This window comes from Abyssicoccus albus (assembly GCF_003815035.1).
Lineage (GTDB): Bacteria > Bacillota > Bacilli > Staphylococcales > Abyssicoccaceae > Abyssicoccus > Abyssicoccus albus.
The window spans coordinates 770,440-797,027 of the sequence record NZ_RKRK01000002.1; the positions used below are offsets into that span (position 1 = coordinate 770,440).

29 protein-coding genes and 3 pseudogenes are annotated in these 26,588 nt (G+C 33.5%); 9 read left to right on the forward strand and 23 right to left on the reverse strand.

What is annotated here, in order from left to right; genetic code table 11:
* Positions 1–377 precede the first annotated feature (377 nt).
* Positions 378–1,343: a 4-hydroxy-3-methylbut-2-enyl diphosphate reductase gene (locus EDD62_RS03730; protein ID WP_123807581.1), complete on the forward strand. Its 966-nt coding sequence runs from the start codon at positions 378–380 to the stop codon at positions 1,341–1,343.
* Between the two features lie 229 nt (positions 1,344–1,572).
* On the opposite strand, the pseudogene EDD62_RS09325 reads toward EDD62_RS03730, so the two are convergent.
* The 8 genes and pseudogenes from EDD62_RS09325 to EDD62_RS03770 all read right to left on the reverse strand — a co-directional run.
* Positions 1,573–1,740: pseudogene (locus EDD62_RS09325) on the reverse strand (IS3 family transposase); the annotation flags it as partial.
* Between the two features lie 60 nt (positions 1,741–1,800).
* Positions 1,801–2,376 (reverse strand): annotated as a pseudogene (locus tag EDD62_RS03740) (IS6 family transposase).
* Positions 2,377–2,599: 223 nt separating this feature from the next.
* Entirely contained in the window at positions 2,600–3,715 is a 1,116-nt protein-coding gene (locus tag EDD62_RS03745; RefSeq protein ID WP_170152771.1) for a Nif3-like dinuclear metal center hexameric protein, read from the reverse strand.
* On the reverse strand, positions 3,702–4,397 hold the full coding sequence (locus EDD62_RS03750) for a tRNA (adenine(22)-N(1))-methyltransferase (protein ID WP_123807584.1): 696 nt from the start codon (positions 4,395–4,397) through the stop codon (positions 3,702–3,704). The genes EDD62_RS03745 and EDD62_RS03750 overlap by 14 nt, the downstream gene beginning before the upstream one ends.
* Before the next feature lie 376 nt (positions 4,398–4,773).
* A complete protein-coding gene (locus EDD62_RS03755) occupies positions 4,774–5,139 on the reverse strand; it encodes a c-type cytochrome (RefSeq protein ID WP_123807585.1) in 366 nt (121 codons plus the stop codon).
* A gap of 100 nt (positions 5,140–5,239) precedes the next feature.
* Complete coding sequence (gene rpoD / locus EDD62_RS03760) at positions 5,240–6,352, reverse strand: RNA polymerase sigma factor RpoD (protein ID WP_077140145.1); 1,113 nt, start codon at positions 6,350–6,352, stop codon at positions 5,240–5,242.
* Between the two features lie 108 nt (positions 6,353–6,460).
* Positions 6,461–8,290, reverse strand: a complete 1,830-nt coding sequence (dnaG, locus tag EDD62_RS03765; protein ID WP_123807586.1) for a DNA primase — start codon at positions 8,288–8,290, stop codon at positions 6,461–6,463.
* Positions 8,271–9,101 carry a pyruvate, water dikinase regulatory protein gene (locus EDD62_RS03770; protein ID WP_123807587.1) on the reverse strand — a complete coding sequence of 277 codons (831 nt, stop codon included), beginning with the start codon at positions 9,099–9,101 and terminating at the stop codon, positions 8,271–8,273. The genes dnaG and EDD62_RS03770 overlap by 20 nt, the downstream gene beginning before the upstream one ends.
* 556 nt (positions 9,102–9,657) lie before the next feature.
* On the opposite strand from EDD62_RS03770, the gene EDD62_RS03775 reads away from it, so the two are divergent.
* Positions 9,658–11,046, forward strand: a complete 1,389-nt coding sequence (locus EDD62_RS03775; RefSeq protein WP_077140142.1) for a glycine--tRNA ligase — start codon at positions 9,658–9,660, stop codon at positions 11,044–11,046.
* Positions 11,047–11,164: 118 nt separating this feature from the next.
* Here the strand turns inward: EDD62_RS03775 and EDD62_RS03780 are convergent, their stop codons facing one another.
* The gene (locus EDD62_RS03780; protein WP_123807588.1) at positions 11,165–11,383 is read right to left on the reverse strand and encodes a hypothetical protein; all 219 of its coding nucleotides are present in this window, start codon (positions 11,381–11,383) and stop codon (positions 11,165–11,167) included.
* 187 nt (positions 11,384–11,570) lie between these two features.
* Here EDD62_RS03780 and EDD62_RS03785 point away from each other — a divergent pair.
* The 7 genes and pseudogenes from EDD62_RS03785 to EDD62_RS09425 form a co-directional block, all read left to right on the forward strand.
* Positions 11,571–11,988 (forward strand): annotated as a pseudogene (locus EDD62_RS03785) (L-lactate permease); the annotation flags it as partial.
* A gap of 134 nt (positions 11,989–12,122) precedes the next feature.
* Complete coding sequence (gene lqo / locus EDD62_RS03790; protein WP_077140140.1) at positions 12,123–13,622, forward strand: L-lactate dehydrogenase (quinone); 1,500 nt, start codon at positions 12,123–12,125, stop codon at positions 13,620–13,622.
* 34 nt (positions 13,623–13,656) lie between these two features.
* The gene (locus EDD62_RS09330; protein WP_077140139.1) at positions 13,657–13,758 is read left to right on the forward strand and encodes an SE2200 family small protein; all 102 of its coding nucleotides are present in this window, start codon (positions 13,657–13,659) and stop codon (positions 13,756–13,758) included.
* 494 nt (positions 13,759–14,252) lie between these two features.
* On the forward strand, positions 14,253–14,324 hold the full coding sequence (locus EDD62_RS09415; protein ID WP_414731054.1) for a YSIRK-type signal peptide-containing protein: 72 nt from the start codon (positions 14,253–14,255) through the stop codon (positions 14,322–14,324).
* On the forward strand, positions 14,324–14,437 hold the full coding sequence (locus EDD62_RS09420) for a hypothetical protein (RefSeq protein ID WP_414731055.1): 114 nt from the start codon (positions 14,324–14,326) through the stop codon (positions 14,435–14,437). The genes EDD62_RS09415 and EDD62_RS09420 overlap by 1 nt, the downstream gene beginning before the upstream one ends.
* Positions 14,391–14,564, forward strand: a complete 174-nt coding sequence (locus EDD62_RS09165) for a hypothetical protein (RefSeq protein ID WP_161485365.1) — start codon at positions 14,391–14,393, stop codon at positions 14,562–14,564. The genes EDD62_RS09420 and EDD62_RS09165 overlap by 47 nt, the downstream gene beginning before the upstream one ends.
* Before the next feature lie 36 nt (positions 14,565–14,600).
* Complete coding sequence (locus EDD62_RS09425; RefSeq protein WP_161485389.1) at positions 14,601–14,726, forward strand: LPXTG cell wall anchor domain-containing protein; 126 nt, start codon at positions 14,601–14,603, stop codon at positions 14,724–14,726.
* A 409-nt stretch (positions 14,727–15,135) separates the two neighbouring features.
* Here the strand turns inward: EDD62_RS09425 and EDD62_RS03810 are convergent, their stop codons facing one another.
* The 14 genes from EDD62_RS03810 to prmA all read right to left on the reverse strand — a co-directional run bounded on the left by EDD62_RS03810 (position 15,136) and on the right by prmA (position 26,587).
* The gene (locus tag EDD62_RS03810; protein ID WP_123807589.1) at positions 15,136–15,843 is read right to left on the reverse strand and encodes a DNA alkylation repair protein; all 708 of its coding nucleotides are present in this window, start codon (positions 15,841–15,843) and stop codon (positions 15,136–15,138) included.
* A gap of 194 nt (positions 15,844–16,037) precedes the next feature.
* Positions 16,038–16,820, reverse strand: a complete 783-nt coding sequence (gene recO, locus EDD62_RS03815; RefSeq protein ID WP_123807590.1) for a DNA repair protein RecO — start codon at positions 16,818–16,820, stop codon at positions 16,038–16,040.
* 5 nt (positions 16,821–16,825) lie between these two features.
* Positions 16,826–17,722, reverse strand: coding sequence for a GTPase Era (gene era / locus EDD62_RS03820; RefSeq protein WP_123807591.1), 897 nt, complete (start codon positions 17,720–17,722; stop codon positions 16,826–16,828).
* Positions 17,723–18,154 (reverse strand): cytidine deaminase, encoded by a 432-nt coding sequence (cdd, locus tag EDD62_RS03825; protein ID WP_123807592.1) that lies wholly within the window; start codon positions 18,152–18,154, stop codon positions 17,723–17,725. It lies immediately after the preceding gene.
* 62 nt (positions 18,155–18,216) lie between these two features.
* Positions 18,217–18,576, reverse strand: coding sequence for a diacylglycerol kinase (locus EDD62_RS03830; RefSeq protein WP_249037326.1), 360 nt, complete (start codon positions 18,574–18,576; stop codon positions 18,217–18,219).
* 82 nt (positions 18,577–18,658) lie between these two features.
* Positions 18,659–19,117 carry an rRNA maturation RNase YbeY gene (ybeY, locus tag EDD62_RS03835; protein ID WP_123807593.1) on the reverse strand — a complete coding sequence of 153 codons (459 nt, stop codon included), beginning with the start codon at positions 19,115–19,117 and terminating at the stop codon, positions 18,659–18,661.
* Positions 19,118–20,062 carry a PhoH family protein gene (locus EDD62_RS03840; RefSeq protein ID WP_077140133.1) on the reverse strand — a complete coding sequence of 315 codons (945 nt, stop codon included), beginning with the start codon at positions 20,060–20,062 and terminating at the stop codon, positions 19,118–19,120.
* 301 nt (positions 20,063–20,363) lie between these two features.
* A complete protein-coding gene (locus EDD62_RS03845) occupies positions 20,364–21,179 on the reverse strand; it encodes a hypothetical protein (protein WP_123807594.1) in 816 nt (271 codons plus the stop codon).
* An 8-nt stretch (positions 21,180–21,187) separates the two neighbouring features.
* Positions 21,188–22,180: a flotillin-like protein FloA gene (gene floA, locus EDD62_RS03850; RefSeq protein WP_077140131.1), complete on the reverse strand. Its 993-nt coding sequence runs from the start codon at positions 22,178–22,180 to the stop codon at positions 21,188–21,190.
* 65 nt (positions 22,181–22,245) lie between these two features.
* A complete protein-coding gene (locus EDD62_RS03855) occupies positions 22,246–22,920 on the reverse strand; it encodes an NfeD family protein (protein WP_123807595.1) in 675 nt (224 codons plus the stop codon).
* A 140-nt stretch (positions 22,921–23,060) separates the two neighbouring features.
* Positions 23,061–23,237, reverse strand: a complete 177-nt coding sequence (gene rpsU, locus EDD62_RS03860; protein ID WP_077140130.1) for a 30S ribosomal protein S21 — start codon at positions 23,235–23,237, stop codon at positions 23,061–23,063.
* 154 nt (positions 23,238–23,391) lie between these two features.
* Positions 23,392–24,750 (reverse strand): tRNA (N(6)-L-threonylcarbamoyladenosine(37)-C(2))-methylthiotransferase MtaB, encoded by a 1,359-nt coding sequence (mtaB, locus tag EDD62_RS03865; RefSeq protein WP_123807596.1) that lies wholly within the window; start codon positions 24,748–24,750, stop codon positions 23,392–23,394.
* A gap of 140 nt (positions 24,751–24,890) precedes the next feature.
* Complete coding sequence (locus EDD62_RS03870; RefSeq protein WP_123807597.1) at positions 24,891–25,652, reverse strand: RsmE family RNA methyltransferase; 762 nt, start codon at positions 25,650–25,652, stop codon at positions 24,891–24,893.
* Positions 25,652–26,587 (reverse strand): 50S ribosomal protein L11 methyltransferase, encoded by a 936-nt coding sequence (prmA, locus tag EDD62_RS03875; protein ID WP_123807598.1) that lies wholly within the window; start codon positions 26,585–26,587, stop codon positions 25,652–25,654. Before prmA ends, EDD62_RS03870 begins: the two co-directional genes overlap by 1 nt.
* Position 26,588: the final 1 nt, after the last annotated feature.

Below are 26,588 nucleotides of genomic sequence, written 5' to 3' on the forward strand. Positions count from 1 at the left end.
CCGTTAAATCAGGTATTAAACTGTTGGTTCAACGATATTTTTACAATCAGTTTAAACTCACAAATGTCAAAAAGATCATTGACAACCCATGAGGTAAAAATAGCGATTATTAAATACAATTCGTAAATCCATTGAGTTAATACAATTAAACACTATTATAATACTTTTATTATAACGTGAATGATAGTATTTATAAATCGTAATCATTATATTTTAATACATCTAGTATAATCAATCAATCACAATTCAATCGATTTCTATTCAGTCATCTTATATTAATCTTAATCATAGAGAATAGAACATAAGCATTACACATTTTTGTGTTCATTGTTAGAATGATATATAATTATACCACAAATGATTTGTAGGAGGATTATATGGATATTATAAAAATAACTCCCCGTGGATATTGTTATGGCGTGGTCGATGCAATGGTGATTGCTCGTAATGCATCACTCGACAAATCACTTCCAAGACCAATTTATATACTTGGAATGATTGTGCATAATAAGCATGTTACGGATGCGTTCGAAGAAGATGGTATTTATACATTAGACGGTCCAAATAGATTAGAAATCTTAGAACAAATTGAGGAAGGCACTGTTATTTTCACAGCACATGGTGTTTCACCAGAGGTGAAAAAACGTGCTAAAGAAAAAGGACTAACTTGCATCGATGCAACATGTCCAGATGTTGAAGTCACACACGAACTGATTCGTAATAAAAAAGCAAAAGGCTATCATGTTATTTACATTGGTAAAAAAGGACACCCAGAACCAGAAGGCGCCGTAGGTGTCGCACCGGATATCGTCCATTTAGTAGAGAATCTTGAAGATGTCGAACAATTACCAAAAGAATTAGTGAATGAAAAACTTATCGTTACGAATCAAACAACAATGAGTCAATGGGATGTATCTCACTTAATGGATCGATTGAAAGAGCGTTATCCTCATATTGAAGTGCATAAAGAAATATGCCTAGCAACGCAGGTACGACAAGAAGCAGTTGCAGAACAAGCACAACAAGCCGAATTATTAATCGTCGTTGGTGACCCTAAGAGTAATAACTCTAACCGTCTAGCACAAGTGTCTAAAGAAATTGCACATACGAATGCATATCGAATTGCAGACATTAGCGAACTTGATACAACTTGGTTTGAAGGCATTGAATCAGTTGCCATTACAGCCGGAGCCTCAACACCAACACCGATCGTTAAGGAAGTGATCGATTATATTAAGAAGTATGATGAAGAGAACAAACAACCCATTGGACCTAGCCAAGTTCCGATGAATAAAATACTACCTAAAATTAAAAATCCTAAGCCTGTTAAGATCATGGATTAGGTATGGTGAGGTTTGAGGTTATTGACTTAAACTGAATTTAACCGAATCATATTATATATAAAATAATTTTGAAAATATAAATAGTTTTAAGAAAGTATAATTTAAATAAGAATATTATCAAAAACCCGTTTAACTCTATCTAATGAACCCAAAAAAGTTGAACTTTTTATTAAGTTACTTTCATAAAAGTAAGATTTCTGTATTCTACAGGAGTCTTGCTTTTTTATTTTCACTTCTTTCTGACTAAATTATAATACTCCATATAAACAATAATATCCTCTTCTAATTCATCATAAGAATCAAATGTTTCTCCATAAAACATTTCTTATTTTAAAATACCAAAGAAATTCTCCATCGGAGAATTATCAAGACAATTACCTTTTCTAGACATGCTTTGGTTCTGTTGCAAAGTTAGAAAAAGTATAGCTGATCACCATTTTATCCTGTCAGTGTTCGTTTAACTGGCTAACATATAACTGATTTCATGGCATGGCGAAAATCTGTAGATCTGAAGAGATCTGCGGTTCTTTTTATATAGAGCATAAATACATTCAATACCTTTTAAAGTATTCTTGGCCGTATTGATACTTTGATATCTTGTCTTTCTTACTTTAATATGACGGTGATCTTGCTCAATGAGGTTATTCAGGTATTTCGATGTACAATGATAGTCGAGATTCAGTTTAAACGCTTTAATTACTTTAGCCATTGCTACCTTCGTTGAAGATGCCTGATCTGTAATCACCTTTTGAGGTTTGCCAAATTGTTTAATGAGCCGTTTGATAAACGCATACGCTGAATGATGATCTCGTTGCTTACGCAACCAAATATCTAATGTACGCCTCATCAATACGCCATTTATAATAGACTTTTTATGCTTTTTCTTCCAAATTTGATATAAAATTGGAGCATATTCTTGAACCCAACGGTAGATCGTTGAACGATGAACATTTACACCACGTTTTATTAGTGTTTCAGATATATCGCGATAACTCAGCGCGTATCTTAAATAGTAGCCGACGCCTACAGTGATGACGTCCTTGTTAAATTATTTCTATCTGAAATAGTTCATATAGCATGCTCCTTTTTGTTAAAATTATACTATAAATTCAACTTTGCAACAGAACCATCAAGATCATGCTTTTTATTCAAAATAAACACCCTTAAAGTTGAATTTTAAGGTTCAACTTTAAGGGTGCACTTCACTATCACTAAACAAGTTTTTATCTATTTTATATAAGTTAAAATATTTTAACTTATAGTACTTTAAAAGGATTTGTATTAATTAAACTTTCTTTAATTTCTATAAAATGATTGGATTGATCGTATTTATCTAATCGAGTTAATTGTTCTTCTAAATAAGTTTTGAAATATCCTTTAAAAAATGATTCACTGTAATGTTTAATATCTAATACATTTAAACCAATTTGCTCAGCATATTGTGCCTCATGATACTTTATATCTCCTGTCAATAACGTATCGACTCCGTTCTGTCTACACACATCAAAATATGGTGAACCACTTCCACCGATTAAAGCAATTTTCTTTACACTATTAGATGATGCAACAACATCAATGAATGGAAGATTAAAGGCAATCTTCACATCTTGAACAAATTCTTCAATACCTTTTCCATTTTCAAATTCATGAATTATACCGATTCCATAATCTTCTTGCTTATTTAATCTGTAAAGATCAAAGACAGGTTCCTCGTAAGGGTGTATCTCATGCACTATCGCTTCAATTTTCTCTTTAGGAATATCATTTACCATTGTTTCAATCACGACTTCATTAACAGTCGTTAATTCCCCAGCCTTCCCAATATGAGGATTCGCTTCAGCCGTTGGTCTAAACTGCCCTTCACCTTGCAACTTGTAAAAGCACTCATCATAATTACCTTGTGATCCAATACCATAAGATGAAAGTTTTGATTCGACATCGCGAACAGATTCATTCGGTACAAATATTCTTAGCTTATAATAATCTTTTGTCTCTTTAGACAATACTTCTGTTGAATCAATATTTAATTGCTTCATCATCATATGACTGACACCTTGATTAAACTTATCTAAGTTTGTATGAAGTGCTATCAATTGAATGTCATGTTTAATTAATTTTTTAATTATTTGAGATTCATAGTCATTGGTAATATTTTGTCGCTTTGAAAACAAGATCGGATGATGGGCTATGATAGTATTATGACCTTGCTCGACAACTTCATCAATGACTTCTAATGTCACATCAAGCGTCACAGTAATCCCTTTAACTTCTTCATTAGAATCACCTACAATTAAACCAACATTATCCCAAGACTCAGCCGTTTCAAATGGAGCAATATCATTTAATACAGTTAACAATTTATTGATTTTCATCATCAATCACCTCTTTAATCATATTTATTCTTTCTGTCAAAGCAACCACCTTGTCACGATGTTTTGACTCATCAATTTGATGAACAATTCGTTCTAAATGTTGAATTTCATTTTGATATCTTAAATTAAACATTTCACCCTTTTCTTTTAACAGAACAGGCCCAAATTGTCTTTCTTTCTCACTTAATTTTGGAACTTCCTCATGATTACGTTTTGCATAAATAATTTCATACGTATGTCCATTTTCACGCATGATCAATTCATCCATAATTTCAAAGTTTTGAGCGACTAATTCATCACGAATCAAATATGAAAATGTGTTACTCTGACATATAACATGTTGGATGGAGTTTAAACGATCAAGTTGCTTATGCAAAATATGAGCAATTAGTTCTTGTCCCATTCCACATATCGTGACCGTATCAATTTCATCCGATGGATTCACAACCATTAACCCATCACCCAGTCTAACATCGACTTTATGACTTAACCCTGCACTTTGGATTGCTTCAACTGAAGCATTGAAAGGACCATTCACCACTTCTCCTGCAATACCAAACTCAAGCTTTCCTAATTCATGTGCTTTAATCAAAAGCTTCGCATGATCACTGCCTATATCTGCAATCCTTGTGTTACCATTTATATAATCTAATACTCGTTGTAATCGTTGTTGAATATTCATAGTTAAACTCCATTTTTATACTAAATTAATATATATCATTTACTCTTTCAATCAGATTATTGAATAGCAATAATTCATATAAATTAATATGTCCTTCTTATTTATTTTTAATCATTTTAATTATTTTTAATTACTATTAATTATTTTAAATTTATTTATTATCGTTTTATTTTAATTAATAATATTCTTGGTCATATCTTTTATTCTACTATTAGTCTATTATACCAATTGTACATACATTATTTAAATATGTTACTTTAAAATTCAAATTAATATATAAAACAAAAAAAGAACTTCGATATGAAGGCATCACAAAAATTAAAACGCTTGTGATTCAATTCAATACCGAAGTTCTTTTATGATTATTTAAACTGTATTACATTTCTTTAAAGTGTTTAATTAATGCATCTAGATCTTTATCAGCGATCTTACTTTCATCAAATGAAGGCATGCTTCCTTTACCTTCACGGATGATTTTTTTAAGTTCAGCATCATCTTTAGAGTTCCCCGCTAATGCAGGTCCCATACCACCTGATAAATCTTGACCGTGACATGATGCACAGTTATCTTTAGCAAATGAAGCAGCGTCGAACTCTCCACCGCCACCTTCAGCTTGCTCTTGTCCAGCTTCTTCACCTTCTCCACCTTCAGGTTGGTTTGCTCCAATTGAAGACATGAAGAAAATTAAGCCTACGCCTAATAACATGATGAGTAAGAATGGAATAATAGGATTACGATTCATAATAAGTTCCTCCCTTTTATTTTACACATATGCAAATACTATTTTATACTACTTTGTTTAATTTTCAAAGCATTTATTCAAACTATTTAATCAAAATATATTAATCCATAAAATCTTTTAACTTTTTACTTCTGCTTGGGTGGCGTAACTTTCTTAACGCTTTTGCTTCAATTTGTCGAATACGTTCACGTGTCACACCAAAAACTTTCCCAACTTCTTCTAAAGTTCTTGTACGCCCATCGTCTAAACCAAATCTTAATCTTAAAACGTTCTCTTCTCTATCGGTTAATGTATCCAACACGTCTTCTAGCTGTTCTTTTAACAACTCATATGCTGCGTGTTCAGCTGGTGATTGAGCCTCTTGGTCTTCAATAAAGTCTCCTAAATGCGAATCATCTTCTTCACCAATTGGCGTTTCTAAAGAGACCGGTTCTTGGGCAATCTTTAAAATCTCACGCACTTTATCAGCTGGGATATCCATTTCTTCACCAATTTCTTCTGGTAAAGGTTCACGACCTAAGTCTTGCAACAATTGGCGTTGAACACGAATCAATTTATTGATCGTCTCCACCATATGAACTGGGATACGAATTGTTCTCGCTTGGTCTGCAATTGCACGAGTAATTGCTTGACGAATCCACCAAGTCGCATACGTTGAAAACTTGAATCCTTTATTGAAATCAAACTTTTCTACCGCTTTAATTAGACCCATGTTCCCTTCTTGTATTAAATCTAGGAATAGCATACCACGGCCTACATAACGCTTAGCAATACTTACAACTAATCTTAAGTTGGCTTCAGCAAGACGGTCTTTAGCCATCTTATCTCCTTGTTCGATTCGTTTCGCAAGTTCAATTTCTTCTTGCGCAGTTAATAAATCGACTCGCCCAATTTCTTTTAAATACATTCTCACCGGGTCATTAATCTTCACACCAGGTGGTGCACTTAAATCATTTAAGTCTAATTTATCATCTGAATCGTTAGAATCTTTCTCGTTAATGAGTTGAATTTCTTGCGCATTAATTTCATCAAAAAACTCATCCATTTGATCAGCGTCCATTTGGAAATTGGATAATTTATCAGCAATTTCCTCATGGCTTAATTGACCATTTTTCTTCCCTTGTTCAATTAACTGTTGTCTTACTTGTTCAACAGTCAATGTCGGATCAATCGTTTGGGCTTTAATTGTTACTAGCTCGTCTTTTTTAGTCATAAATATCTCCTCTCGCACAAATGCTACTCATTGTTAGTATACTAGAATCTCACATGAATATATACATCAAACATGAATTATTTATATTACTAGTTCATTTGTCTTCTTTTACTCTTTTAACTGTTTCTGAATATCAATCATCTTTTGAACATATTCACTCACTAATTCAATTTCAGAATTATCCAGGTGACTCAACTTTAATTGAAGTGATTTATATTTCTCTTCAAGAATACGTTTATAAACAATGTTATCAATATATTCTTCAACTTCTTGTAATGATGGCTCATCAGGAATATTCATTTGATCCATCAATAGCAATACATCTGACTTGGTTAATGATTTTCGTTCTTGTGAATAATTGTCATCGATATGTTGTAGTTGAGTTAACGTTTCAGATAAATCAAACTGCTTATGATTGTCATATTGACGATTCAAATCATTATAGATATCTTTTGTCGCATATTCTTTAAAGTGGTCCTCATCAATGTGTTCTCTCACCTGCTCAAATATATTTAAATGATTCGTCAAATATTTCAATAACATCAATTCACTTCTAGCATAAGGATTCTGTTTTAAATAACGATTTAACTCATGTTCTACAGATTGCTCTACAGGGACATTATAATATTCTTGTTCATTATTAGATTGGTGAAACACAGGTAATGATTGCGTAATGGTCTGAACATCAATCTGAAATACAGAGGATACATGTTTTATTACTTTTTCCCGTAATACACTACTTTTAATCATCGGAATTTCACTTGTGATTTCATTGTAAATTCTCTCGAACTGAACATCATTATCATGAATTTCCTGTTCATAATCATTCACTTTTTGAATAAGATAATGTGTTTTATGATGCTTAATAAATGAATTAAATGCCTCTACACCTTTAGATTCAATAAATTCATCTGGGTCTAATCCATCTTTCAATCGAATAATATATGGATTTAATTGTTCACTCATGATGAGCTCGGAACTTTTATAAGATGCTTCAATTCCTGCACGGTCTCCATCATATAACAATGTAATATGATTCGTTAATCGCTTTAATGCATTAATATGGTCTTTTGTTAATGCAGTTCCCATTGTGGCAACAACATTTTGAGTTGCTTTATTAATTTTAATGACATCCATAAAGCCTTCTGCCACAATCACTTCATCTTGATCACGTATTGCTTTTCGTGCGCCATGTAAATTATAAAGCATTTTGCGTTTTTGAAACAGTGGTGTTTCTTTACTGTTTAAGTACTTAGGTTCTTCATTAGAGTATGTCCTCCCTGAGAAACCAACTGGTTGGCCTTTATGATTATTCAACGGAAATATGATTCGATTTCTGAAATAATCATAGTATTGATTCGTCTCTTCGTTTTTACTAATGACACCAGCAAGATATGCCAACTCTTGTTCAAAGTCAGTCTCCTCTTTAATAAATGTCGTCACATAAGACGGATGATTAATGGTTACACCGATCTTTAATTCCGACAACATTTCATCAGTAAAACCGCGTGAATATAAATATTCAAGAGCAGGTTCAGCTTCTTTCGTATTCATTAAAATAAAGTGTAAATGATCTCTGACCACTTCATGGAGTTTAATCATCTGAATTTCTTCAGTCGATATGTCAGGTGTATTCGAGGTAATATTGTCAGGTAACTCAATGTTATATTCTTTCGCAATTTTCATGACGGCTTCAGGAAAGTCAATACCTTCAATTTTTTGAATAAAACTAAAGATGCTTCCCCCATTTTTACACCCAAAACAATGACAAAGTTGTTTCTGCTCATTAACCGAAAATGATGGTGTTTTTTCGTCATGAAATGGGCACAACCCTACATAATTATTCCCTCTTTTTTCAAGTTTTACATATTGACTCACGACGTCAACGATATTCACTTTACTTTTGATTTCTTCTATTCTATCCTCTGGTATTCTCATGCGCACCACGCTTCTTACGAATTATTTTAATAATTAAATTTGCAGTCTCTTCAATCGCTCTATGACTTACATCAATCACTTCACATTGAAGACGTTCCACAACACAGTGAAAATGTTCAAGTTCTTCTTCAATTCTTTCACTCCGTGCATAGGATACATGGTCATCAAGACCAAGCTGTTTTAATCGTTCTTTCCTAATTTCATTTAATTTAACAGAATCTATCTTCAATGCGATACATTTATTAGGATCTATATTAAATAGTTCTTCAGGAGGATCCACTTCTGGCACAAGCGGTACGTTCATTACTTTATAACTTTTGTGTGCTAAATATTGACTTAATGGTGTTTTACTCGTTCTTGAAATACCAATCAATACGATATCCGCCTTATCGAGTCCCGTCACATCTCGACCATCATCATATTTGACAGCGAATTCAATCGCATCAATTTTTTTGAAATACTCTTCATCCAGTCGATGCACTAAACCAGGTTTTTTCTTCGGAGATTGACCAAGTTTCGTCGATAGAACATCCAATAATGGATTCATTAAATCAATCGCAACAATCCCTAATTCATCCGCAATCCTTACAACGTGTGATTTAATCTCCGGCACAACAAACGTATACACAATAATTGTATTTTGCACATCTTCAATATCATATAGTACATTTAATTGGTCGGTGGATTTAATGTATGGAATTCGCGTCAATGTTAAAGACTCTTCATCAATATTAAATTGTGCAGTACACGCATCAATGACGGATTCAGCCGTTTCGCCAACTGAATCTGATAAGACCATGATTTCAATCATAATGAACCTCCATTAAGTAAATTATGTATTTAAAGTGACTTACTACTTTTTACTCCATATACATATATCTATCTATATAGTAAATGATGTTAAACAATAAATATTAAATATAATACCTTAATAAAAATTAGAATATAATACGCTCATAATGGATATATCATAACCAACAATGTACTTCTCTTGACAATTCAATCAATCTTCAATATATTTTACTTAAGATAAATTTAAGCGAGTTAAGGATAGTGAGAGCTTAACACAATAACTTTGGTCAGATTAAATATTTAAAAGTGAGTGGATACACTAAATTGGGTGGAACCGCGGGTAAATATAAATTATATCACTCGTCCCAAGACAATGTAAATATCATTGTCTTGGGACTTTATTTATTTCAACTTTTATAATTTTTATAATTCTTATATTTATTTCAACTTTATTATACTGTACTAAAGTTATAAAATGAATGAATTCATTTTTATCTTTAATCCTTAATCTTTAATTTTTATTCTTTAATCTTTATTATTAATTCAAAAATACAAACACAAAAGGAGCTAATCAAATGTCTAACAAAATGGAATCAATCGTAAACTTAGCGAAAACAAGAGGATTCGTCTTCCCAGGTAGTGAAATTTATGGTGGTTTATCAAATACATGGGACTATGGTCCACTGGGGGTTGAATTGAAAAACAACATTAAACAACAATGGTGGAAGTCATTTATTCAACAATCTCCATACAATGTTGGATTAGATGCGGCCATCTTAATGAATACGAAAACGTGGGAAGCTAGTGGTCATTTAGGTAATTTCAATGATCCTATGATCGATAATAAAGACTCTAAAGTTCGTTACCGCGCAGATAAATTGATTGAAGATTATATGCAAAACGTTGAAGGTGATGAAAACTTTATCGCAGATGGTATGAGCTTCGATGAAATGGAAAAATTTATCCATGAAAAAGGGATTGTATGTCCTCAAAGTAATACGAGCAATTGGACTGAAGTAAGACAATTCAACTTAATGTTCAAGACGTTCCAAGGTGTTACAGAATCATCTACGAATGAAATCTTCTTACGTCCTGAAACAGCACAAGGTATATTCGTCAACTTTAAAAATGTTCAACGTACAATGCGTAAAAAAGTACCATTTGGTATCGGGCAAATTGGTAAGTCATTCCGTAACGAAATCACACCTGGTAACTTTATTTTCAGAACACGTGAATTCGAACAAATGGAACTTGAATTCTTTTGCAAACCAGGAACAGAAGTTGATTGGCAAGTGTATTGGAAAGAATTTGCACACAATTGGTTGAAGGATTTGAACCTATCAGATGATAACATACGATTAAGAGACCATGATGCAGATGAATTATCACACTACTCTAATGCTACAACGGATATCGAATATAAATTCCCATTTGGTTGGGGTGAATTATGGGGCATCGCGAGTCGTACTGATTATGACTTGAAGAAGCATATGGATCATTCAAATGACGACTTCATGTACCATGACCAAGCAAATAATGAAAAATATATCCCATACACAATCGAACCATCACTCGGTGCTGACCGTGTAACACTTGCATTCTTATGTGATGCATATGATGAAGAAACGTTAGAAGATGACACGACAAGAACAGTGTTACGCTTCCATCCAAAATTAGCACCTTACAAAGCAGCCATCTTACCTTTATCTAAAAAGTTAAGTGATGATGCGATTAAAGTATATGAGCAATTATCAAGTGAATTTAACGTAGAATTTGATGAATCTCAGTCGATTGGTAAACGTTATAGAAGACAAGATGAAATCGGAACACCATTCTGTATTACATTTGACTTCGATTCATTAGAAGACCAACAAGTCACTGTACGTGACCGTGATACAATGGAACAAACACGTATGCCAATTAGCGAATTGAATGACTTTTTACGTGAGAAGATTAATCAATAAATATTTTAAACCATTGCCTATATTTTATATAGGCAATGGTTTTTTTATAAGTTGTCAATATTATTCATCCAATCTGAACAACGTTTAATCCATAACGTATTAAATTTTTCCTAATCAATTATATACTTTTGTAAATCTTTAATATGTTTAATGTTGTATTAGGTAACCATTCCTGATCAAATTTTCTAAGTTCTAACTTTTTTATAATATCTTCAAAATTGTCGTACTTTTTAAAATCAGTGGATGATGGTACAATATTTTCAGAATCATCCCAATGGTTCATATATTCAATATACTCTTCTTTATCATCATACGTTATTTCTCTTAAAATTTTCATAAAAAATCTCCTATTATCTAAGTTCTAATCAATAACTCAGTACATGTTTAACCTTTATAACAATTTCCAATGAATAAATTTTGATACTTGAGACTAATAGCTACCTAAAATCCCCTTATCAATAGCTTTATTAACAAAATAATGAAAGGTATAATATCCTACAGCAAAATAGATTAATGAGTTATTTATAACAATTTGCTTTATTTTAGCAGTATCTAAGGTGACAACTTACGGTGGTTTAAGTAGTGCAATGGGACAAGGTATTTCGAAGTCAGGTTCTATTTTCCCATTGTTATCTCCGATATTAGGGTGGATTAGTGTATTTATGACAGGCTCTGTTGTGAATAATAATGTTCTCTTTGCACCTATCCAAGCATCCGTTGCGACTCAAATTGATCTTAAAGGTTCTTTATTGGTTGCTGCTAATGTTGCTGGTGGTGTAACTGCTAAAATTGTATCGCCACAATCTATTGCTATTGCTACCGCAGCAGTTAATGAAGTAGGGAATGAAATCACAATTGATGAAAATGACCATGCGTTTTAGTATAGGTCTCCTTATATTTGTGTGTATTTGGCCATTTATTCTTAGCATTTTTATAACTTAAGGTACTATTAGACAATGATAAATCTAGGCTTATATTCCATAAAAGAATGATTTATATTGAAACTTAGTATTTTCATTAATTTGATTTTTGTATTATAATGTTTTCTGTATTCAAAATAAGAAAGGGAGTCAATTATGAATAATAAAGAGTCAAAAACAGTTGTTGTTATTGGCGCTGGTGTTTTAAGTACCACTTTTAGTTCTATGCTTAAAGAATTAGAACCAAATTGGAAAATAAAACTTTATGAGCGCTTAGACCGACCTGGTATTGAAAGCTCAAATGAGCGTCATAATGCAGGAACAGGTCACGCAGCTTTATGTGAATTAAATTATACTGTGAGACAACCTGATGGTTCGATTGATATTGAGAAAGCAAAAGAGATTAATGAGCAATTTGAAATCTCAAAACAATTCTGGAGCTATTTAGTAAAGAGTAACAATATCTCTAATCCAAAAGAGTTTATTAAACCATTACCTCACATCAGTTTCGTGCGAGGAAAAAATAACGTTCAATTCTTAAAAGACCGTTATCATGCTATGAAAGATGCCCCAATGTTTGATAACATTGAATATACCGAAGATATTGAAGAAATGAGAAAATGGATTCCATTAATGATGCAAGGGCATAGTGCTAGCGACATTATGGCGGCAAGTAAAATTGATGAAGGTACAGATGTCAATTTTGGAGAACTTACTCGTAAAATGGCTAAGAGTATTGAGGAACATCCAAATGCAAATGTTCAATACAATCATGAAGTCATTGACTTTAATCATCGTAAAGATGGCAAGTGGGAAGTTAAAGTACGTCAACGTAACAGCGCAGATGTTCAAACAGAGCTTGCAGATTACGTATTTATCGGTGCAGGCGGTGGCGCAATTCCACTATTACAAAAGACAGGCATTCCTGAAAGTAAAAATTTAGGTGGTTTCCCTATTACAGGACAATTTTTAACTTGTACAAACCCATCTGTAATTGAAAAACATGATGCTAAAGTATACGGTAAAGAACCACCAGGTACACCTCCTATGACGGTACCGCACTTGGATACGCGTTACATTGACGGAGAACGTACATTATTGTTCGGACCGTTTGCCAGCATAGGACCTAAGTTCTTGAAAAATGGTTCTAATTTAGATTTGTTCAAATCAGTTAAGCCTTACAATATTATGACATTATTAGCTTCAGCAGCTAAGAACTTACCATTAATCAAATATTCATTTGACCAAATTTTAATGACTAAAGAAGGTTGTATGAATCATTTACGTACATTCTATCCAGAAGCTCGTGATGAAGATTGGCAATTATACACTGCTGGTAAACGTGTTCAAGTCATTAAGGATACTCCAGAATACGGAAAAGGATTTATTCAATTCGGTACAGAAGTAGTTAACTCTGAAGATCATTCAGTTATCGCTTTATTAGGTGAATCTCCTGGGGCTTCAACTTCAGTATCTGTAGCGTTAGAAGTAATTGAAAAGAATTTCCCAGAATATGAAGAGCAATGGATGCCAATCATTAAAAAAATGATTCCATCTTATGGCAAATCATTAATTGAGGATATCGAACTGATGAGAAAAACACGTCAACAAACATCAAAAGACTTAGAATTAAATTATTATACGAGCAGTAAATAATTTATAGCGTAAGTTGAGATATAGGAGGTTTGTAATGAATAAGATATTAACAATTTTAGTAGTTATTACTGTTGCCTTTTTGGGATTAAAACGTTATCAAGCTCATGTTAATAAGGCGCCTAATATCGAATATTAATAAAAACATTTAGTGTATATTGTGTAATAGAGAGTATATCAAGTACAACGAAAATATATTATTTTAGCTTAACATTTAGTTTGTGTTGTTCTTATTTGTTATTTTACTCAGTTAACGCAACTAAATTCTATAAAACAGAAGAAAAGACCGAGAAATCCCTTGGATTTCTCGGCTTTTTTTTATTGAAACAAGTTAATTTGTATATGTATTGAACAGTATAGGCTAATGTGGTTATTTTTTGAATATTTGTATAGATCTTTTTTTACTATTAGGTATATTTTTGAGAAGGAATATTAAGTTTTATGAAGGATTGAGCCAGTTCTTATTTTATCAGAATTATCAAAAATTCTCTCTTGAATTTGATGGTTTGTACTGAAAAAACAAATTGACTTCTATTAAATAACTTTATATAAAGTTATTTAATAGATTAGTAATTAGTATATATTGGGAGTGGTATTTAAAAAATTAGTGAAAAACTAGATTTTCTACCTAATATTCAGAACAAATATTCAATCAGAAAGTTTACAGTAGGAACAGCGATGGTAAATATGAATTTACTGGACTAATAAACGGCGATTATACAGTAATTTTCACAGAACCGGTAGGTTATGAAACGACGGTTGTCAACGTAGGTGACGACGCATTGGATTCAGACAGCGTCAACAACAGTTACGATTGATAATGCGGACAACTACACAATTGACAGTGACTTCTACAAACCAGTAGTAGAACCAACACCAGCCGAACCAACTACACCATCTGTTACTCCAACTCCAAGCGCGGAACAGCCAGCAGTTGAAAAGTAAGAAAAACCTTCTGAAGCAGCTAAAGAGAAGAAAGAAATTTTACCTGACACAGTTGAAACAGAAAGCACAAATAACGCGCCATTATTCGGTGAATTATTTGCAGCTCTAGGTTCGATCTTGTTATTCGGTAAACGCCGTAAAAACAGCAATGATAAGCAATGAATTTAATTCATAAAATATGTTGACAATGTAAAATGTTAACAAACCCCGATGCTGGATTTTAAAGTTTAACATCGGGGTTTTTATAATGTCTCTATATCAAATAGAAATAGTTATTTATCATTTATGAGAATGATAATTTCAATGGTTTGATTTAACAACTAAATGTTAATTGGATACGTAGAATGTTGTATGCTTATAGAAAGATTTTTAGGAATACAAAAAAGGTTAAACAACTTAAAAGGGCTCTATACTATTTAGGACTGGTGATAATCACTAGACCTAAATAGTATAGAGCCATAATAAATGATTCGTATGTTATCCAATAATTTTTGTATACGATATAATTTTTTTGTGCATCCTTAGGCATAACTTATCTAACTTTCAATGTGCTCACCTCATTAATTCAAACTTAGCATCTAACATATCTTCGTTTAAACCCAATGCGATTTTTCTCTTTTGCTTTTTCAATAGAAGCTAATGGATTCAGTATCACTTCTTCACCAGATGATTTAGTGACATGAATTTCCCCTAACTCAGTAGCAATCCTAACCGCTAATTCATGCAAAGGTTCACATGAAATACCGACACAACTTATAAAATAACTCATTGCAACTTGCACACGGTATAATTGATCATGAATATTATCTGAAGCTTTATAAAGTAATGATTTAAGACGATCTATGTCTAATAAATCATCTTTCTTATGTCCTATTAACCAACAATACGCGTGCCAACCGGCTGATTGAGTCAACTCATCCTCTGAATTAATCCAATCATCTGCAATGTCATATACTAATGGTGATTCTGATAATGTTACCGCTACAACATAATCACTAATCATATAAAAATAAGCATGATTGATCCATTGTTCAAATTCATTACGTGTCATAATTTTCGGATCTGCGATTACACCTGCAAAATACATCGCATCATAATTTCCTGTTGAGTATAGTTCATTAGCTAACATCTGATTCTTTTTAATCATTTTCTTAAGTGGTTTCATATCACCAGTAGCAACACCATACAGTGGTTCTTTATCTCCTTCTTTCAAATATCTTTTCTTTATCCGCTCTTTACCTAGTTGCTCTAATTCATCCATCACTTCAATTACATCCATTAATACACCGCCTTAATATATTTATTGAAACTCGCTTAATTAATATTATAAGAAATAGTTTAAAATAATAAAAATAGATTGTTATTTTGTACTAATAAATACCAAATAACAATCTGTGATTAATAACCTTGTATAATTAATAACTTTTTAATGAATATCAATCATCATTAAATACCATCTAATGTTCATGAAAACTAAATATCCATCTCATTCAATTGCCTTATAAATTGACTCGTCTTAAATACATGACCTGCATAATCTCGATATAACATCTCCATCAACATAAACATATCCCGAGATATTTCATCACTTAAGTTCAATGAATTCAACTGATGGATTGGCACCGTATTTAACCGATCTAATGCATATATTGCTTTCGGATTAATAAAGGCATAAGATTCGCTTTGATCATTAGACTCATTCATCGCTTGAACACATTGCTCACAAATGACGCCGTGTGTCGCATAACTAAACGCTGACAACTTCACTTCTTTCACATTGATACGATGACACTTAGTGCAGTGATTGAATTGAAAATTCAATCCGAACAATTGTTGTAATTTACATAATACAAGTGAAGCAACGTCCAATCCATTGCCATTTGATTGATCAATAAATTCCATCGATTTAACCAATAGATTAAACAAATCAATGCCATCAACCTCTTCATGTTGTAACCTTAACATGACTTCATTAATAAACTGAGCGGAACTATACTTCTCAATATGCTGCTCTATCGTCGAATAACGCTGTTCCACATCAATCGCATTCAATTGACCTAGCCCTTTAGATTGATAATAAATGTATACCGCTTTAACATATCCTTGCTTCAACACAGTAAAAGGACTGGATGACTTATTCAATCCTCTCACCATCATCGGTACAAACTGATTATCCTCAGTCAACACCGTAATAATATTGCTTGTCTCTCCGTAGTTGACTTTTCTAAGCAATATTCCCGACTTTTTTTGGAGCATTTGAATTATTCATCCTCTACATAACCAATCTGTCTCATAAAGTTTGGTTTATTTCGCCAATCCGCCTGCACTTTCACCCATGTTTGCAAATACACTTTACTCCCGAGAAGATGTTCTATATCTTTTCTCGCTCTTTTACCAATTTCTTTTAGTTTGGCTCCATTTTTCCCGATAATAATTCCTTTTTGACTCGCTCGTTCTACATAAATTAACGCATTCACATCGACATGATCTTCATCAATGCGTTCTAATGACTCGATAACAACTCCAACAGAATGTGGAATTTCCTGTTCTGTCGTCTGTAAAATTTTCTCACGAATCATTTCAGCCATAATGAACTGCTCTGGATGATCCGTCACTTGATCTGGTGGGAAAAATTGTGGTCCTTCTTCCATATACTTTACAAGTTCAGTTTCTAACGTCTCTATATTTTGGCCATTGATTGCTGAAATAGGAATTATTTCTTTGAAATCATACAATTGTCTATATTGTTCTATAATAGATAGCATTTCATCTGGATGAATTAAATCAATCTTGTTTAACACAAGAAATACAGGTGTCTTCGTCGACTTGAGCATATTGATGATATATTCATCACCTTTACCCAGCTTCTCATTAACATTCACCATAAACATAATGACATCCACTTCATCTAATGTATTCTTCGCCATGCTCATCATGTAATCACCTAACGCATGCTTAGGCTTATGAATACCAGGTGTGTCGATAAAGATTAATTGATGTGTATCTTTCGTTAAAATCCCTTGAATTCTATTTCGTGTTGTTTGAGCTTTGTCGCTCATAATCGCAACTTTACGACCTAAAATTTGATTCATAAATGTAGACTTCCCTACATTCGGACGTCCAATAATACTAATAAAACCTGATTTATGTTCACTCATTTATTTTAAATCTCCTTTAGAAAAACTTAACGGCAATAATTCATCCACTGTCATAACAATATAATCCCCATCTAAATTGGCCATATAAACATAAGTAGATAAGTCACATAACTCACTCATCACTTGCCTACACACGCCACACGGCGATGACGGTTCTTTATTATCTGTCACAATAACTAACGCTTCAAAATTTGTAATACCTTGACTATACGCACCGACTAAAGCACTCCGTTCAGCACAAATTGACGCTGGGTAACTTGCATTTTCTATATTTGCACCATGTATATATTGACCCTGATCTGTCACTAAACAACATCCAACTTTGAACTCTGAATAAGGAACATAAGCCTTTTCACGCGCACGCTTTGCTTCTTTAAACCACGCTTCATTTAACGGGGCTTCTTTGAAATCATTATCATTTAAACGATACATTTAACCACTCTTTTCTAATGTTATAACGGATATACCATTGTGTAATGAAATTACAAATAAACTTACATCATATAAGGCAAATAAACAATGGCTGCGATCATTAATGCATATATTGCAGCAAGCAACACACCAAATGCCGCAACATCTTTTGCCTTCATCGCAAGGTCATGATATTCATCCGTGACAAGATCGACAACATATTCTATCGCTGTATTCATCACTTCAGTAATGATTACAAGAAATACTGCAGTCATCGTCAAAGCAAATTGAATCGAATCAATCCCTAGAATAATATTTAAAAGGACAACAGCAACCGCCATGACGATGTGCTGTAAAAACTTTGAGTCTTTATTCAACATCCAACGACAACCTTGGAACGTGTATTGAAATCTTTGAATTGTTTGTTTCATCATTTGCTTCATTGAATTCACCTTGTGAATCTGTTCTAATATTTTTTGAACTAATTAATATAATTTAATCAATAATAAGATCATTTTATACAAACTAATCTCGATATAACTCTAACTCATTCAATATTTCTTCTTGCTTTTGATTCATCTTATGTTCATCTTCTTCATTCATATGATCATATCCTAGCAAATGTAGGAATCCATGGAGTGCCAAAAATCCTAATTCTCGTTCTATCGTGTGATTGTAATCATTCGCTTGTTGTTCGGCAACTTCATAGCAAATAATAATATCGCCTAACATATTCCCCATCTCTTCACTCACTGGTTCATCTTCATCATCATTTAGCGCAAATGAAATGACATCAGTCACTTGATTCTTGTTACGATATTCAGCGTTGATTTGTTGTATCGTCTCTTCATTCACAATGACGATTGACACTTCAGCATCTTCAACTGCTTCGACTTCCATCGCTTTTTGAATTACCGTTTCGATTAGTGTTTTATGATCAGGTGATACTTTTACTTCTTCATCAATGATATCGATTAATCCCATTTATATCGCTCCTTTATATGCATTAATAATTTTCGATACGAGTGGGTGACGTACGACATCACTTTCATCTAATTCAATCATTTCAATGCCTTTAATATCCTTTAACCGATGCGTTGCTTCAACGAGACCACTTTTCGCTGATTTCGGTAAATCAATCTGAGTGACATCACCGGTCACAATCATCTTCGAATTAAATCCAAGCCGTGTCAGGAACATCTTCATTTGCGCTTCCGTTGTATTTTGAGATTCATCCAAAATAACATACGCATCATCTAATGTACGACCTCTCATATATGCAAGTGGCGCAACTTCAATCGCTCCTCGCTCGATTAACCGTTGTGTATGTTCAGCACCAAATATCGTATGCAAACCATCGTATAAAGGACGTAAATATGGGTCTACTTTTTCTTTTAAATCACCCGGGAGGAATCCTAAGTTCTCTCCTGCTTCAACAGCAGGTCTAGTCAGAACAATACGTTTCACTTTATTTGTTCGAAGGGCTTGCGCTGCCATCACAACCGCTAAAAATGTCTTACCAGTCCCAGCTGGACCAATTCCAAATACGAGGTCACATTTTTTCATCGCTTCGATATATTTACGCTGCCCCGTTGTCTTCGCTTTGATTCCTTTACCACCTACGGTTTTAGCGATATCTTCATTGTATAGATCTGCTAAATAATCTATCGTGCCTTTATTCATCATCTCGATAGCTGATTGAACATCTTGCTTACTAATAGACATACCTTTTTGGATAATTTTGAGTAGATTAATTAACACGGTCTCAGCACGATCAATATCATCGTCTTCACCGGCTACAGTAATCTCAGACCCAAGTGTATGTATATCTACATTAAACGCTTCTTCAATCATTAAAATGTGCTCATCACCATTCCCAATGAGTAGTTGAGCTTCTTCCATACTATCTATACTTATAATATTTGGCATTCAAAGACTCCTTTAAACAATTTAGTTTAGACTTTTTCTTAACTATTTCCTAATTTTTTCTTCACTTTAATTTGAATTTGAATCTTAACTCTAATCTTAAATTTCATTATTTACTTTACACTATTAAGATACCACTAATATTATATATGTTGCAATTTAGAGTATTATTTAAAATTAAAAAGTTCAAGAGAAATTAAATAATAATGATTCATCAATCCAATTAAAAATATAAATAAAAAAGAGAACTACTCAATCCATTGAGCAATTCTCTAATATTCTTACTTCTTAGCCTTTTAAATCGTTATCTTTTTATACGTTGCTTAGACTTCGGTGGTGATAAAATTTCACTCATAATCATCCCTTGAATGACTTCTTGTTGAGAAAATTGTAGCTGCGGTATTTCAGTTAAATCATGTTGCTTAATGAAATCTTTCTCTTGAGTCCCTTTGTGCTTTTTATCTCGATTGTAAACTGTTTCATTCCGATCAATCTCATATTGATCTCGAGTTTTCCTTTGAATCTCATCAATCTTTCGAGTTGACTGACGCTCTGCTGTATTTCTTGTTGGACGTCTTGATCCATTTTCATCCACAGGCAATCGATTCAACACTTTCGGAACAACTTCATTCATCAACTGTTCATATGATATCCCGTATGATTTTGCAATATCATGTAATTCTTTTTGACGTTTTTTAATGCGATCATTTGTCTTCAAGTCAATTTGCGTGAATTTTTGCTTCTTTAATGCATGTAATAAATCGTTTATTTGCTTTTCAGTGAGCTTTGTATGCTTTGGAATACTCTGATTAGGCAATGGTTTACCTGTGTCTTTTGTATCGAGTTCTTTATTGATTTCGTTCTCAATTTCTTTTAACATCTCTTGAAAAATATTACCGCGTTTTTCTGAAGGATTAGAACCATTATCTTGATTAAGACCTTTCTGATGTGTTTCATTACGAGTATTAGAACTCTTTTTATGGGGTGATGGTTTAGGGTCTTTCACATCTTTACCAGAAAAAGTTGGCATTGTATTTTTCTTTTGCTTATTCTTTTGGCTTGATTCAATCAGTGAGTACACAATACCTCCGATAAATATTAATATAGGTATGATTTCCATATGATCACCTAATTTCTATCAGTTGAATGGTTTTGACCTTTACCCATATCTTTAATAGAATTTCTCATATCTGTATCAGATTCGATGTTTTTCAAATTAAAGTAATCTCCAACGCCTAAATTACCTTCTCTTAATGCTTGTGCCATTGCAAGAGGTACTTCAGATTCAGCTTCAACAACTTTAGCTTTCATTTCTTCAACTTGAGCTTTCATTTCTTGTTCTTTCGCAACAGCCATTGCACGACGCTCTTCGGCTTTAGCTTGAGCGATGTTCTTATCAGCCACTGCTTGCTCAGTTTGAAGATCTGCACCGATGTTTTTACCGATGTCTACATCCGCAATATCAATCGACAGAATTTCAAATGCAGTCCCTGAATCTAATCCTTTACCGAGTACAGTTTGTGAAATCATGTCAGGATTTTCTAATACGTTTGTATGACGTTCTGATGAACCAATCGTTGATACAATCCCTTCACCGACACGGGCAACAATCGTATCTTCACCTGCACCACCGACAAGTCGTTCAATGTTGGCACGTACTGTAATTCTTGCTTTCGCCTTCACTTCTATCCCATCCATAGCAACACCTGCGATAAACGGTGTTTCGATGACTTTCGGGTTTACACTCATTTGAACAGCTTCTAATACATCACGACCTGCTAAATCAATCGCAGCGCAACGTTCGAATGTTAATGAAATATCTGCACGTTGAGCTGCAATCAATGCATCAACGACGCGATCAACATTCCCCCCTGCAAGGTAATGTGACTCTAATTGATTCGTACTAATATCTAATCCAGCTTTGTGTGCTTTAACAAGCGGATTAATGACCTTTTTCGGCGCAACACGTCTTAAGCGCATTCCAACAAGTGAGAATATCCCTACATTTACTCCTGCTGCAATCGCTGATATCCATAATCCAATCGGTACAAATGATAAGAACACACTAATAGCGATAAATGCAATAACAATAATAATGATAATACCAATTAATCCTTCCATAATTTCTCTCCTTCTATTCATTTAATAATGAAATTGTTTAATAATTATTTTTAAAAATAATTTATTTAATCATTCACCGAATCTGTTGATTCAGTGATGTTTCTCACGACAATTCTTGATCCTTCAACTTTGATGACTTTAATTGTTGAACCACGTGCGATAAAAGAACTTTCAGCAACTACATCGTATCGATTATCGTGCAAAGACATCGTGCCTGAAGGCCTTAAATCCGTATGCGCCGTTCCTATCTCATTCATTAAGTATGTAAAATCATCATGCGACGTATACCCTGATTCTTTATTCGTAGAATCAGTTAAAATTAAACGTTTAAAAAATGGCATTTCTTTCTTCAACACCTTTACTAGAATAACCCATTCAATAATCAATACAAAACTAACGATTGCAAGTAATAAAGAAATCATTGTAACGTTATCAGCCATCAAAATAAAGCTTAACACGACACAAATGACACCTATAATTCCGGTAATCAAACCAAATACAAAAAATTCAGCAAAAATAAGTGAAATACCAATAATAAATAAAACAATTGCTAAACCATTAGACTCTCCATCAATAAATTGGGTCACAATAAATAAACACAGTGCAAGTGCACTCATGATTCCTGCAATATTAATATGTCTAGAATACAGTTGATATAGTGCACCACAAAAAATAATCAACAACAAGAATAGCAATAGCATTGGGTGGTTATACCATGCTGTAGACCAAAGTTCGTTCACCCCATCACCCCCATATGTGTATTATATCAATCTATAACATATATTGATATATGTTACGTCTCAATTCACAAAAAAACTCAACCTACAAACAGTAGATTGAGTTTATCTATTAAGAAAATGTTACGCGAGGGAGCGTAAAACTACTTAAATTTACGTTTACGAGCTGCCTCTGATTTCTTTTTACGGCGCACGCTTGGCTTTTCATAATATTCACGCTTACGTACTTCTTGAATTGTACCACTTTTAGAAACAGAACGCTTAAAACGACGTAAAGCATCTTCGATGTTTTCGTTCTTTTTAACTACAGTTTTAGACATGTGTTTTCCCTCCCTCCGAACATTGACAACGTTACTTTTAAATCATATATGCTCAATTTAAAGATAGCATATATTACTATATTATAATGAATAGTAAGTAAGTCGTCAACCCACTCTAATAGAATTCAATAAAACATTGTCATCATACGCAATATTATATCGTCACTTCTACTTCTGAGCGAGTTTCCTTATGGTGAGCGTGTTGTTCGATTTTTACAAATTCACCATGATTAATCGGGTAACCAGCTTGTGTAATTTTCACTTTAACAATCTCTCCTACAAGTGATTCGTCACCAGCAAGTGCAACTTTCATATAATTGTCAGTATATCCAATTAACGCTTCATCGTCTTTAGAATATTCTTCTGGAATAATCTCAAGTACTTCACCTTCAAAACGTTTAGCATAGCTCAGCGCAAGTTGGTCACTCAATTCAATTAGACGAGCCACACGGTCATCTTTAATTGTTTGTTCAATTTGATCTTCCATCCGCGCTGCTGGTGTTCCAGTTCTCATACTATATGGGAAGACATGCAATTCGCTGAAATGATGATCTTTTATAAATTTATATGTTTCCATAAATTCTTCCTCAGTTTCACCTGGGAATCCAACAATAACATCACTCGTAATCGCAACATCAGGCATAATTCGATGAAGTTTTTGGATGCGTTCACTGAATTCAGCCATTGTATATTTACGACGCATTCTTTTAAGTACAGTATCTGATCCTGATTGTAATGGGACGTGAAGATGTCTAACGACTTTCTTCGATTGATCTAACACTTCAATCACTTCGTCAGTCAATTGACTCGCTTCGATGGATGAAATTCTAAGACGCTCTAATCCATCAATCGTTTCCAAATCTCGTAATAATTGTGCTAAGTTGTAATCTTTCAAATCTGAACCATATCCACCTGTATGAATTCCAGTTAAGACAATTTCACGGTAACCAGATTGAACAAGTTGAGTAGCTTGTTCTATGACCATCTTTGGATCTCTAGAACGCATTAAACCACGCGCCCAAGGGATAATACAAAATGTACAGAAGTTGTTACATCCTTCTTGAATTTTCAGGCTTGCTCTCGTACGATCAGTGAAATACGGTACATCTAACTCTTCATATGTACGGTTTTTCATAATGTTTTTAACACCATTAATCGGTTGACGCTCTTCCATGTATTGTTCAATGTAAGGTAGCATCTTTTCACGGTCTTGAGTCCCAACAACAATGTCAACACCTGGAATGTCCATAATCTCAGCAGGTGACGTTTGGGCATAACATCCAGTAACACAAATCACTGCATCAGGATTCGATCGAATTGCACGACGAATCACTTGGCGACTTTTCTTATCCCCTGTATTCGTCACAGTACACGTATTAATGACAAATACATCTGCATTTGTATTAAACGATACTCGTTCATAACCATCAGCTTTAAATAACTGCCAAATTGCTTCAGTTTCATAATGATTTACTTTACAGCCTAACGTATGAAAGGCAACTGTTTTATTCATGATACACATCATACTTTCTATATATAGTTATTCATTATGTCATAATAACATAATACTTTATTATTCTCAATGCAAAAAGCGATAACAGGCGTTATCGCTTTTTAGTTTGTTCCAATATATTATTAATCATTATATACATTTTAACAATCATTAGCTTCTAACATATAAGACAAAACACTCATCATATATATCGGGGCTGTTTCTGCTCTTAAAATTCTTCGGCCTAACCCAACAGTCATAACATGGTCATGTTGTTGGAGTTGATCTATTTCACTTGATGTAAAACCACCTTCTGGTCCAGTGATGCATAATACACTTGTAGAAGATTGAATTTGTTGTCGTAATTGACTTAAATGTGTATAGGATTGATTAGATTTTACCGTTTCTTCATACGCTACGATCACAAGATCATAATCGGTTAACGAAAAGTTAGATAATGATTGAACATTGTGAATGGTAGGTATTCTATGTCGATACGATTGCTCACTCGACTCACTCGCCACTTTCACATACCGATCAATTCTCTTTTTTTCTTTTTTATGATTAAGTTTGACAATGGTCCGTTCACTATTTAGTGGTATGAATGCATTGGCTCCAAGCTCTGTACACTTTTGAATGATTAACTCAGGCTTATCCCCTTTACTTAGGCCGAAAGCCATTGTGACATCCACAGTCAACTCTGTCTGCTCATGAATGCGTGAAATGATTCGACAGCAAATACTTTCTTTATCAAGCTGTAAAACCTTAACTTGATAAGGTTCCTGTTCAATCATCAATATACATTTATCATCAATAGCCATTCTCATCACATTTCTCATATGATGAATAATGTCTTGATCGAAAATTGTAATCTCATCAAGTTCTTTAGTTCGTTCATAATGCTCAACAAAATAACGTTGCATTATTGATCACGCTTTCTTGCAAGCAATGCTGTCCAGCCTTCTTTATGAGACTCATCAACCACTTCAAAGCCTACTTTATCCAATCTCGATTTAATTTCTTCACACTTCTCATCGATAATTCCACTCGAGATAAAATATCCACCTGATCGAAGTACGTCGTGTGCATCTTCTATCATCAGATCAATAATGTGGGCTAATATATTCGCGATCACGATATCTTTCGAATCATGTGGAATATCTTTAAGCAAGTCACCTGTGTGAACATTTATATGTTCTAAGCAATTATTGAGTTCAAAGTTTTCTTTAGCAACCTTAACAGCCATTCGATCAACATCTAATGCTTCGATTGAACGTGCTTTCAGATGATGTGCACCAATGGATAAAATACCAGACCCCGTCCCTACATCAATGACATCTTTATCTTCAACTTCAATTTGTTCAAACATTTCTAAACACATGCTTGTTGTCGCATGATCTCCAGTACCAAATGCCATCCCTGGGTCTAATGAAATGACATGACGTGATGTTTGTTGGTCATATTTCTCCCAAGACGGCTCAATGACAAATTGATTTCCAATTTCAATCGGATGATAATATTGTTTCCATTCATTCTCCCAATCTTGCTCATTAATCGATTGAGTGGTGATATCTTCTCGATGAATTGGTAAATGATACGAAGAAATATTGGATAGAACTTCATCGATAATGTCTTGATCGAACTCTAATTCATTGAAATATGCTTTAATAACCATATGGTTATCTGGATAATCTTTAGGGTCTAGTCTATAATCACGCTCAAAGTCTTCAACTTTTTGCTTGATGACGTCGATTGAATGCTCAATGGTCACACCTTTTGAGCCCATTTCATTCAGCATATATGATAAAGTTTCTTCATATTCATTACTCGTTTTGATACAAAGTTCAATCCATTTCATC